The organism is Prevotella rectalis (genome assembly GCF_900607215.1).
In the GTDB taxonomy this organism is placed as follows: domain Bacteria; phylum Bacteroidota; class Bacteroidia; order Bacteroidales; family Bacteroidaceae; genus Prevotella; species Prevotella brunnea.
In genome coordinates this window covers 62,231-73,701 of the sequence record NZ_LR027820.1, presented here as the reverse complement: position 1 = coordinate 73,701, position 11,471 = coordinate 62,231, and the positions used below count along the sequence as shown (strand labels likewise).

9 protein-coding genes and 1 pseudogene are annotated in these 11,471 nt (G+C 43.0%); 7 read left to right on the top strand and 3 right to left on the bottom strand.

All coding sequences use genetic code 11. From position 1 onward, the window contains the following. Window positions 1-139: 139 nt before the first annotated feature. Complete coding sequence (locus tag E0E16_RS01275) at window positions 140-1,564, bottom strand: CCA tRNA nucleotidyltransferase (RefSeq protein ID WP_130828485.1); 1,425 nt, start codon at window positions 1,562-1,564, stop codon at window positions 140-142. Between the two features lie 762 nt (window positions 1,565-2,326). On the opposite strand from E0E16_RS01275, the gene E0E16_RS01270 reads away from it, so the two are divergent. The 7 genes from E0E16_RS01270 to E0E16_RS01240 all read left to right on the top strand — a co-directional run bounded on the left by E0E16_RS01270 (window position 2,327) and on the right by E0E16_RS01240 (window position 9,438). After that, on the top strand, window positions 2,327-2,881 hold the full coding sequence (locus E0E16_RS01270; protein ID WP_130828484.1) for a DUF1599 domain-containing protein: 555 nt from the start codon (window positions 2,327-2,329) through the stop codon (window positions 2,879-2,881). Next, complete coding sequence (locus E0E16_RS01265; RefSeq protein ID WP_130828483.1) at window positions 2,868-4,988, top strand: BT_3928 family protein; 2,121 nt, start codon at window positions 2,868-2,870, stop codon at window positions 4,986-4,988. The genes E0E16_RS01270 and E0E16_RS01265 overlap by 14 nt, the downstream gene beginning before the upstream one ends. A 72-nt stretch (window positions 4,989-5,060) precedes the next feature. Beyond that, on the top strand, window positions 5,061-5,768 hold the full coding sequence (locus E0E16_RS01260) for an SPOR domain-containing protein (RefSeq protein ID WP_130828482.1): 708 nt from the start codon (window positions 5,061-5,063) through the stop codon (window positions 5,766-5,768). Between the two features lie 43 nt (window positions 5,769-5,811). After that, entirely contained in the window at window positions 5,812-6,405 is a 594-nt protein-coding gene (folE, locus tag E0E16_RS01255; protein WP_130828481.1) for a GTP cyclohydrolase I FolE, read from the top strand. A gap of 42 nt (window positions 6,406-6,447) precedes the next feature. Beyond that, the gene (xth, locus tag E0E16_RS01250; RefSeq protein WP_130828480.1) at window positions 6,448-7,200 is read left to right on the top strand and encodes an exodeoxyribonuclease III; all 753 of its coding nucleotides are present in this window, start codon (window positions 6,448-6,450) and stop codon (window positions 7,198-7,200) included. A gap of 5 nt (window positions 7,201-7,205) precedes the next feature. Beyond that, a complete protein-coding gene (locus E0E16_RS01245; protein WP_130828479.1) occupies window positions 7,206-7,952 on the top strand; it encodes an SGNH/GDSL hydrolase family protein in 747 nt (248 codons plus the stop codon). A 4-nt stretch (window positions 7,953-7,956) separates the two neighbouring features. Then, a complete protein-coding gene (locus E0E16_RS01240; protein ID WP_130828478.1) occupies window positions 7,957-9,438 on the top strand; it encodes an MBOAT family O-acyltransferase in 1,482 nt (493 codons plus the stop codon). Between the two features lie 967 nt (window positions 9,439-10,405). Here E0E16_RS01240 and E0E16_RS01235 read toward each other — a convergent pair. Then, entirely contained in the window at window positions 10,406-11,251 is an 846-nt protein-coding gene (locus E0E16_RS01235; protein ID WP_255418090.1) for an IS3 family transposase, read from the bottom strand. Window positions 11,252-11,283: 32 nt separating this feature from the next. Then, window positions 11,284-11,471, bottom strand: a pseudogene (locus tag E0E16_RS13435) (hypothetical protein); the annotation flags it as partial.

Below are 11,471 nucleotides of genomic sequence, written 5' to 3'. Positions count from 1 at the left end.
GTATTGCTTAAGTTATCCGTCAATGCTCTTTGGGGGCTTCGCGCCCCCAGCCGCAAGGCAAACCTCCGCGGTGTTTTTCATAGTTATTGCACCCACAGAGATTTTGCACTTCTATTTGGAATTAGCAAAAAGTCTTGATTTACTTCAGTCCCATTTCTTGCGCTTTTTCTTTCAGTAGAGCCATCAAGGGTTCTCGTTCGTTGGGAACTCGATTGTCCAAAACAGCCTCTTTCAAGGTTCGTTTCAACAAGCCCACCTCCCTGCATGGGCGTAGTCCGAACAGTTGCATAATTTCATCGCCGTTGATGCATGGTTGCAACAACCGCTTATAATCTTTTTCCTTCAAGTCTTCTATCTTTTGGCGGACAATCCGGAAATTATCAAGAAATCTCTGCTTGCGGGCTGCATTCTTGCTTGTGATGTCTGCCTCGCATAGGGTCATGAGGTCGTCGATATCATCGCCGGCATCGTTGAGCAAACGACGAACGGCAGAGTCGGTTACCTCATCATCGGCAATGGCGATGGGACGCATATGCAAATCAACCATTTTCCTGACATATTTCATTTTCCCATCCAAGGGAAGTTTTAATCTTTTGAAGATGGAAGGTATCATCTTCGCCCCGATGATGTTGTGATTGTGGAAAGTCCATCCGGCAGACACGTCCCATCGCTTGCTTTTTGGTTTCCCTATGTCATGAAACAGAGCCGACCAGCGCAGCCACAAGTTGTCGGTTTGTTTCGCGGTGTTGTCCAACACCTCAAGGGTGTGATAGAAATTGTTTTTATGAGCCCTTCCATTGCGAGTTTCCACAATGTCAAGAGCGGTCAGTTCCGGCAAAATCAGTTCGAGAAGCCCACAACGATACAAATCAACAAATCCTTTGCTTGGGGTGCGAGTAGCCATGATTTTGTTTAGTTCGTCTATTATTCGCTCAGCACTGATAATCTTTATTCTGTCCGCATTACGCTCCAATGCGCAGAAAGTGTCGTCATCGATAAAAAAGTTCAACTGCGTGGCAAACCTGACGCATCGCATCATGCGCAAGGGATCATCAGAAAAGGTAACATCGGGGTCTAATGGGGTGCGGATAATGCCATCCCACAAGTCATCGATTCCACCAAAGGGATCGATTAATTCTCCAAATCGCTCAGCGTTCAAGCAGATCGCCATTGCGTTGATAGTGAAGTCCCTGCGATTTTGATCGTCCTCAAGGGTTCCATTTTCCACTACCGGCTTACGGCTATTGTGGCTATAGCTCTCTTTTCGTGCCCCCACAAATTCTATTTCAAGTCCACGATATTTAACCTGCGCGGTTCCGAAGTTATGGAAAACGGAGATATGGGCTTTAGGTCCCAAGTTTTTTTTCAGTTCCGATGCCACGCTTATCCCACTCCCCACCACAACAACATCAATGTCGTTGGACGAGCGTTCAAGGAACAAGTCGCGAACATAACCTCCGACAACATAACAATCAAGGCTTAAATTGTCGGCGGCTTCGGAAATTTTATGAAAAATATCCTTATCAAGGAGTTTTGCCAACTCTTTGTCTGAGAGGTCTCGCATATTTTTTATATTTAAGGTGCAAAGTTAATCAATTTCACTTATATATAGAAATCCAAGGCGGTTTTAGTTTTTCCATGCTTTTATTTTCGTGGTTTCCGAACAGACATAAGAGAACTGTTAAATATATGAATAATATTTACAAATGAAGTTCTGTCTCTCGACTATTTGCAAGCAAATAAAAACCACCGGGGAAATACGGAAATCACAGCCTTTTATGTAAAACGTTGATTATGTGAGCCTTATGTTTTATTCCTGAAAACATGAAGAATTTTTTGCTAATTGACCGGTAAATATTTCTGCAATCGCTTAGCTTTTACATTTCAAAAGCTCCTTAAACACGATGCGAAAGATATGCAAATGCATTGTAAAAGCTCACCTTTCGCAAACATTTCCACCAATTTTGATGATTTTTCCCTTGATTTCTCGTTTTTTTATTTATTTTTTTTTCGTGTGTGTTTCCAAAACCATCATTTCCGAAGTGTTAAAAAACGGTTATAAAATTTTACAATAACGTTCTTTATTCCGCTCCCAATTATTTTGCAACAAAAGTTCCACTCTTGCCGATTTCACAAGGATGAGCAAACGACATTATAGTTAGACCATTTCTACGCATTTTCAAAACCGAGAATCTCCATAGAGGTGTCGCAGCTCGGCAATCGCTGTTGAGACCGGTTGAAATCATCCCTGTTTAAATATATTAATAGCAATGATTTTGTCAGTTCGTAGTTTTTCCGTATTTTTGCATTCTAAACAAACTACATAATGTCAGCATCCTCCTCGCAAACAGCTCAAGAATTTAAGGACGCCCTTAGTGAGTGCAGAACACTCTTTGCCAACAAGCTTCACGACTATGGAGCATCTTGGCGCATTTTGCGTCCTTCCTCGCTTACCGATCAGCTATTTATCAAGGCTAAACGCATCCGCTCGATTGAAACGACCGGAGAGAATAAAGTCGGCGACAGCATCCGTTCAGAGTTCATAGCATTGATTAATTACGGAATTGTAGGCTTGATTCAGTTGGATTATCCATTTGTGGATAGCGTAGATTTAACGCCGGATGAGGCTTTGACCTTGTATGATAAATATGCGGAAAGTTCTTACGAACTGATGCTGAAAAAAAACCATGACTATGGTGAGGCGTGGCGCGATATGCGTGTGAGCAGTTATACGGATTTCATTCTTACAAAGATAGAAAGAATAAAGGAAATAGAAAATTTACATGGACAAACTCTCGTTAGCGAGGGGATTGGTGCCAATTACATGGACATCATCAATTACGCTGTTTTTGGGGTTATAAAATTAAATGAACAGGCTTAAGATATTTTTTGTTAATCTTTGTCGTGCGTTGCTCGCCATTACGTTCGTGTTTTCCGGATTTGTCAAAGCCATTGACCCACTGGGAACACAATACAAGATAGGCGACTACCTCGAAGCATTGGGCTTGGCGGGGCAAGTTCCCGAATGGATACAACTGATGACATCCGTGGTGTTATCGGCTGTGGAATTTTTGCTGGGCATGCTCATTCTTCTTGCCATTCAGCGCAGATTGGTTAGCAAACTGACTACCCTCTTCATGATTTTCATGACCGGGATAACACTCTGGCTGACCATTGGTAATCCCATTCAGGATTGTGGCTGCTTCGGCGACGCACTCCGCCTGACAAATGCCCAGACTTTCGGAAAAAACGTCGTTTTGCTCTTTGCCGCACTGGTTTTGATGCGTTTCCCACTGTATCAGGTGCGGTTTATCTCAAAGACAAATCAATGGATAGCATCCTATTTTACGTTGATTTTCATATTGGTAGCCTCTTTGCTGAGTCTTTACCACTTGCCCATTTTCGACTTCCGACCCTATTACATCGGGCAGAACATACGAAAAGGAATGGAGATGCCACCCGGTGCGCAGCAAACAGTCTATAAGACTACATTCATCTGTACAAAAGATGGAGTGCAAAAGGAATTTGATGAAAACAATTACCCTTACGATGATTCCACATGGGTATTCGTTGATACAAAGCAAGAAATACTGAAACAAGGCTATGAGCCTCCCATTCACGATTTTTCCATTACCAATGAGAAGACCGGAGAAGACCTCACTCAAGCAATCCTGAACAAGAAGGGATATACTTTTCTGCTTGTCTCGCCTCATTTAGAAATGGCAGATGATGGAAACTTTGGTAACATAGAGCGGATTTACGAATACGCTCGTGAGAATGGTTATGACTTCTATGGACTTACGGCCAGCACCGAGATGGGCATACGTCAATGGAGAGAGCTAACCGGGGCAAGATACCCATTCTACACCACGGATGGAACAACTCTGAAAACCATGATAAGAAGTAATCCCGGACTTCTGTTGCTGTATCAGGGAACCATCATCAACAAATGGAGTAGGAACGATTTGCCAACGGCAGAACAGTTGTCGGCGCCTCTGCCGTTGCTCGCCATAGGGCATGAGCCGGAAAACAACACGTGGACAAAGATAGTACTCATCATTCTTTGCTACATCTTGCCATTGATTTTCCTCATCGTGGCAGACCGGTTATGGGCATGGACAAAGTGGGTGAAGAAGAAAGAAGAATGGGTGAAGACCAAAGAGCAATGGATCATGGGAAAAGAACAATCGAATAAATTATATCAACTCTTAAAACATAAAAGACAAATGAGAAAGAAAATTGTAGCAGGCAACTGGAAAATGAATGAGACCCTGCAAGAAGGCATTGCCTTGGCAAAGGAAATCAATAGTGCCTTGATGGCTGACAAACCCAATTGTGATGTGATAATTTGCACACCGTTCATCCATTTGGCAAGTGTGGCTCAGGTGTTGGATAAAGAATTGGTAGGATTGGGAGCGGAAAACTGTGCCGATAAAGAGAAAGGTGCATACACCGGAGAAGTTTCTGCAGCCATGGTAAAGAGCACGGGCGCACAATACGTTATTCTCGGTCATTCGGAACGCCGCCAATATTATGGCGAAACTGCCGAAATCTTGAAAGATAAGGTACAGTTGGCACTTGCCAATGATTTGAAAGTTATTTTCTGCTGTGGAGAGACACTTGAAGAACGAGAAGCCAACAAACAGAACGAAGTGGTAAAAGCCGAACTTGAAGGTTCTGTCTTCCATCTCAATGCTGAAGATTGGAAGAATATTATTATCGCTTACGAACCCATTTGGGCAATAGGAACCGGCAAAACGGCAACTGCTGACCAAGCCGAGGAAATGCTTGCCTACATTCGCTCTGTCGTTGCAGAAAAATATGGTAAGGAAGCTGCTGAAGACACAAGCATCCTTTACGGCGGAAGCTGCAAACCAAGCAATGCGAAGGAACTTTTCTCAAAACCAAACATTGACGGTGGATTGATAGGTGGAGCGTCGCTGAAAGCAGCTGACTTCAAAGGCATCATAGACGCTTGGAAAAAATAAACTCTTTTCCCACAAAACAAATCCGGCAGCTGCCCGGCGGGCAGCACCGGGTTTCTTAAAACAAATAGATAGATGAAGAAATCTCTAATCGCATTAAGCTTTTTGTTCCTTTGCACACTTACCATTTGTGCACAAGGTACGGTAACCGTAACTCAAAGTGCGGATATAGATGCGTTAGTGAGTGGGAAAAAGAAAGCAAAACCTGACCCAAAATCAGTGAAGGGACAGGGCAAGAAACGAAATGGCAACCAATCACAGGTAATTCCCTCTGCTCCTCGTCCAAAAGCGAGTCCAATTCCAGTCCCGAAATCTATAGATCCCAAAGTGGCTGCACCATCGCAGAGTTCCGAAAACTCTTCATATTCAAGTGTTCAGCGCACTAAACTTGTAAGAAGAAAGGTGAGAAAGAGTCCTGAAGAGATAATGGATGAATCCGGAGAGACACGAAAAGTAACAAAACGTGTGGAACGGGGAGCAAAGAAGATGAGAGGCTTCAGGGTTTTAGCTTACTCCGGAGGCAACACCCGAAAAGCACGTCAAGAGGCAGAAAGGCTGGGACAGAAAGCAAAAACCATCTTCCCCGACCAACCCATCTATGTGCATTTCTATTCTCCGAGATGGATGTGCCAGATAGGTAACTTCATCAAGTATGAACAGGCACGCAAGGTAATGCGCAAATTGCGCCGAGAAGGGTTCTCACAAGCGAACGTAATACGCACAATGATAACAGTGGAGACAAGTCGTTTCGTGGACGAGAGCCTACCGGACATTTACGAATAGACAGAATAAATTATATAAGAAAAAAAATAGCATACATCTAAAAATGAATCCAGAAACAGCTTTCCGCGAAGGTCTTGACGACTTAGCGGCTCATTACAAGGAAGTGCTGACACTGTTGGGTGAAGATCCAAACAGAGAAGGTTTGGAAAAAACACCTTTGCGAGTGGCAAAGGCAATGCAAATCCTTACACGCGGTTATACACAAGATCCTCACAAAGTGCTGACTGATGCTCTCTTTGAAGAGAAGTACAATCAGATGGTGATAGTAAAGGACATTGATTTCTTCTCCATGTGTGAACACCATATGCTTCCTTTCTATGGGAAGGTTCATGTGGGATATATCCCAAATGGACACATCACAGGGCTTAGCAAAGTGGCACGCGTCATCGACATCTTCAGCCATAGACTCCAAGTGCAGGAAAGGCTAACGGAGCAGATAAAAGATTGTATCCAAGATACTTTACATCCTTTGGGTACGATGGTGATTATTGAGGCAAAGCATATGTGTATGCAGATGCGTGGAGTGGAAAAGCAAAACTCCATAACGACAACAAGTGCGTTTAGCGGAGCTTTCAATCAGGCGAAGACGCGCGAAGAGTTCATGAAGCTTCTTCGAAGCGAATCTCAAAGAATTTAATGCGTTTAATGCTATTTTTCAATATCTCATTTTTTTAGAAACATGAAGTTTATTTCTTGGAACGTCAACGGATTGAGAGCTTGTGTCGGAAAAGGTTTTAAAGACATTTTCAATAGTTTAGATGCCGACTTTTTCTGTTTGCAGGAGACAAAAATGCAAGAAGGGCAGCTTGATTTGAGTTTTCCTAATTATCGCTCTTACTGGAATTATGCCGAAAAGAAAGGCTATTCAGGTACGGCAATCTTTACCAAGCACGAGCCTTTGAACGTTGCTTATGGTTTGGGCGTTGACGAACATGATCATGAAGGAAGGGTAATTACGCTTGAAATGCAAGATTTTTACCTCGTAACGGTCTATACCCCCAATTCACAAGACGAACTACGCCGATTGGAATATAGAATGCGTTGGGAAGAAGCTTTCCAATCTTATCTCCACACATTAGATAAGAAGAAGCCCGTGATAGTTTGCGGAGACATGAATGTGGCTCATCAGGAAATTGATTTGAAGAACCCTAAAACCAATCGTAAGAACGCCGGCTTCACCGATGAAGAGAGAAGCAAGATGACCCAATTGCTTAACAATGGCTTTTTGGACAGTTTTCGCACGCTTTATCCCGAACAAATCACCTACTCGTGGTGGTCATACAGGTTTAGGGCGCGAGAAAAGAACGCCGGTTGGCGCATTGATTACTTCCTACTTTCCGACAGGTTGCGCGACCAACTTGCTGATGCCAAGATCCATACTGAAATTTATGGAAGCGACCACTGTCCCGTGGAGGTTGAAATGAAATTCTAAACACGATGTGGGAGCAAGTGAAGATATTGCTTCTAATGACTGTCGCGTTGGCAGTCATTGTGCTTTACGCCTTTCTCCCACAAAAAATTTTCTTGGGTGGTGTATCATTAAAAAAAATAAACCTTTCGGAAATAAAGAAAGCCGAGACTGCCGGTCCAAAGATAGAAAAGAGAAAAGCGAAGAAGAGGAAACATCACAAGATACTCTTTATCGGCGATTCCATGGTTGAAGGTCTCTCTCGGAGAATCGGAGACTACGCGAAAGAAAACGGACACACGGTTTATACCGTTATATGGTACAGCTCCACTACTGAGAAATGGGCGAATACGAAAACGTTAGAGCATTTTTTACAGAAATATCAACCCACATACATCCTTTTATGTCTCGGAAGCAACGAACTGTTTGTTAAGGATTTGGAGGAAAGAAAGGAATATATACACACGATACTCAAGAAAATGGGCAATCGCCCCTATCTTTGGATTGGACCCGCGGATTGGAATGGGGATACAGGTATCGTTAATCTTATTGCTTCGCAAACCGGAAAGGGACGTTTCTTTGACAGCCGACATCTTGAACTTCGGAGAGGTGCCGACCATTATCATCCCACATGGGACGCCGCTGCAGATTGGATGGATCACGTTGCGGTCTATTTAGGCACCAACGCCACGGATATCATAAACATGAAACTCCCCAAACAGCACCATAAAGTAGAACGAACAGAGCTGTTGGCTCCTACTTTTGAGGGGTATTAGAAATATGGTTGGTACACAAGACTTTTTCATTTCGCTAACATCTTTCCTGACAACAGCCGACAAAGATTGGTCGATGTATTCTCTTCCTTTCATGGTTGCGTTCCTGTTGTTTTTTACCATTTATGTGGGGATGAGCAAATTACATCAGAAATGGAAAACAATCTATATACTTCTTTTCAGTCTTTTCTTCGCATACAAGGCAAATGGCATATTGATGCTTTTGCTACTTGCTGTTACATTGGGCTCTTGGTATCTTACGAGGCTAATGATGAAACTGCATTGTGGCAGACCTCGCAGACTGGGACTCGCCTTTCTTATCCTGCTTGAGCTTTCCCCACTTTTCTATTACAAATACACCAACTTCGCCTCTGACATTCTCAATGCGCTGCTACAAACCAACTTCGCAGCCATTGAAATGATTTTACCGGTTGGAATTTCTTTTTATACCTTTCAGTCGATAAGTTACACCGTGGATGTATATAAGTTAAAATTTCCGGCCAACACTAACTTCACGGATTACTGTTTCTTTCTTACATTCTTTCCCCTACTCATGGCAGGTCCCATAACGCGGGCAGGGGTACTCATCCCACAAGTGCAAGAAGCACATAAGAGCACCCATAAACTCCTCCTTAATAAAGGACTTTGGCTAATCATCTGCGGACTGCTGAAGAAAGGCGTAGTTGCCGATTATCTGGCACAATATAACAATTGGATTTTTGCCGACCCGATGGCATATTCCGGTTTAGAGAATTTAATGGGAGCTTTGGGATTCTCACTGCAAATCTATTGCGATTTTTCCGGATACAGCGATATGGCTATCGGCATAGCGGCCTTGATGGGCTTTCACATTCCCAACAACTTCCGCTTTCCTTATCAAAGTTTAAATCTCACAGAATTTTGGCATAGATGGCATATTGCCTTGTCCACGTGGTTTCGCGACTATATATACATTCCGTTGGGCGGAAACCGAAAAGGAGAGTTACGAACATACGCCAACAGTTTCATAACAATGGTTCTCGCAGGTCTATGGCATGGAGCATCTGTCATGTTCGTTATTTGGGGCATGCTTCATGGCATCGGACTGATTATTCATAAGTTCTTTCACAAACATGGGCTGGAAAAGCTACCTAACGTCTTACCGGTACGTGTCTGTTGTTGGGCACTCACGTTCCTCTATGTAACGTTCGCATGGATTTTCTTCCGGGCTTCGAGCCTTGATGTTGCCTTTAATCTTATCAATAATATATATAACAATTTCAATCCGGCAGATTTATATCCTTTCCTAATGGCACGTCCCGTGTGGTTATTGCTTCTGGTAGTCGGATTGGAGCTTCATTCCATACGTGAGAACGACTACCATTGGATAGAGAAAAGATTTATTCAATCTCCATGGCTTTTCAAACTTCTGATTTTTATATTTGTCCTCCAATTGGTCATCAACTTTGGGCAAGACAGCATACAACCATTTATCTATTTCCAATTCTGATATCTTTCAACTCTCTCATTTCATTTCCGTAAGCATATCCCATGAATCAAGAAAACCAATAAGCAATTTCATGAACGAACAAGCTCTTAGCTTTCGGTCTCCAAAAGCTTAGCTTTTAAAACACAAAAGCAAAGACACAAAAGAGAAAAAGTTAAACCACTTATTTTCCGCACTTTACAGACACAACAAAAAAGTGTAAAGAAATGATTGCACAGCAGTGTGAATTCACTTATCAACCACAAGGACAAATCATGTGTTTGCCCGCACGCCAAAGAAACAAGAAATGGCTTCTTGCCAACACATGGGAAGTTTCATCGGACAAGAAATCCCATTTTATCCAATAGTGTCCTAAATATTTTTTCAAAAACTCACGAAACATCGCATAAATCATAAGACTTGACGTGTTTTCTCTCTCATCATATATGGCGTATGTCTCCAATTCGTATTCAGGTGGTGTATGGCAGACGCTTGATAGCGAACATTCGACCTGCCCGGAACCATGAAATTATATTACAAAAACCATATTGAGGACATACTTTGTAATCTACTGATAATCAGGATGATATTAATTGTGAATTAAAAGCTTAGCTTTTGCATTCCAATTCATGACCTTTTGCACTGCAAAAGGTAAGCTTTTGGAAAGTGAAAGCTAAGCTTTGGGTGGATGAATGAAGAATTTTGTCTTTTCCTGAATTCACTTGTCAGATCTGACGATGTTTTTCTGTTTTACTTGTCAAATATTTTCTTATTTACTGAATGACTTGACATTAACATTATATAGTTTAAATTTGAAGTCAGTGCACTTGCATAAAAGAAGATGGACAACACCTAAGTTCCGTCATATTTTCGGCAAGGTCTTAGGGGGCTCGATGCCCCCTGGGACCTTTGGTGAAGATGGCATAAGACCGTCGTTCGCCATATTTTCGGCGTTCCAAAGATACGTTATATTTTTCTTTTTTGCAAGCATTTATCTCTTTTTCCAAAGATTTCTCCCGGGCTGTTCGCCTCTATAGACATCCATCGGACATTTCATTCCTATGCTCATATGCGGTCGTCTGTAGTTGTAGAAGGCTATTGCCTTGGAGATTTCCATATTGGCCTGGTCATAATCTCGGTACATCTCCTGCTGGTAAATCCACTCAACCTTAAAGGTTCCATTCGTCCTTTCCGCCACGGGATTGTCCGTAGGATTGTACCGTTCTGTCATACTAACCCTGATATGGTGGCACATAAGAGTTTCAACATATAGGTGGCAGGCATATTGCGAACCTCTGTCAGAGTGGTGTATCGTTCCGCAGAGGTTGCCTCCTCCGGCTGCCTTAACTGCCATTAGCAATGCCTCCTTCGTATTTATAGCCTCCATGGTTTCGGATAAGCACCAGCCTATGACAGCATGTGAGTAAACATCTGTAATGAGATGGAGGTACAGGACGTTGCCGTAAATCCAAACGTAGGTTATGTCGGCTGCCCAAATGTGGTTAGCATACATTGCCGTAACACCTTGTACAAGATTAGGATACTTCCTATAAGGATGATTGGAGTCCGTTGTACGTCTTCGCTTGTTCTTGGGAAGCATAAGTCCTTCTGAAGCAAGTAGTTTTAAGAAGGAGTCGCGACCATGAGTAACATCTTCACCTAGCTCCGACTTGAGGAGGACGTGCAGTTTCACACCGCCTATCCCGGGACAGCAGGCACGATAGTAGAGCACATTGTCAACCACCAGCTTACGCCTTTGCCGCTCAGACATCACAAGCTTGCTGCTTGCGTAATACCACTGGCGTTTCTTGCCAAACAGCCCACAGAGGAATTCCACGGATACACCGGGAAACTCCTCACGCAGCGCCGTTACTGTTTGGCACCATCTTTTTTTAAGATGCTGATACCCTCCTCGGATTCGGCTATCTCTATGAGTTTCTCATAGGCACGGCTGCGCATCTTCTCCAAAGACAATGCGTGTTGGAGGTTCACTATCTTCTGGCGCAATATCTCATTGTCTGTCAAATTCGTTTCTTTATGAGCCATACGATACCTCT

Bases quoted from the DNA above. Each gene is read 5' to 3' on its own strand.
- E0E16_RS01265 (WP_130828483.1), top strand. From the start codon at position 2,868: ATGAACAGGCTTAAGATATTTTTTGTTAATCTTTGTCGTGCGTTGCTC.
- E0E16_RS01275 (WP_130828485.1), bottom strand. From the start codon at position 1,564: ATGCGAGACCTCTCAGACAAAGAGTTGGCAAAACTCCTTGATAAGGAT.
- E0E16_RS01270 (WP_130828484.1), top strand. From the start codon at position 2,327: ATGTCAGCATCCTCCTCGCAAACAGCTCAAGAATTTAAGGACGCCCTT.
- E0E16_RS01245 (WP_130828479.1), top strand. From the start codon at position 7,206: ATGTGGGAGCAAGTGAAGATATTGCTTCTAATGACTGTCGCGTTGGCA.
- folE (WP_130828481.1), top strand. From the start codon at position 5,812: ATGAATCCAGAAACAGCTTTCCGCGAAGGTCTTGACGACTTAGCGGCT.
- xth (WP_130828480.1), top strand. From the start codon at position 6,448: ATGAAGTTTATTTCTTGGAACGTCAACGGATTGAGAGCTTGTGTCGGA.
- E0E16_RS01260 (WP_130828482.1), top strand. From the start codon at position 5,061: ATGAAGAAATCTCTAATCGCATTAAGCTTTTTGTTCCTTTGCACACTT.
- E0E16_RS01240 (WP_130828478.1), top strand. From the start codon at position 7,957: ATGGTTGGTACACAAGACTTTTTCATTTCGCTAACATCTTTCCTGACA.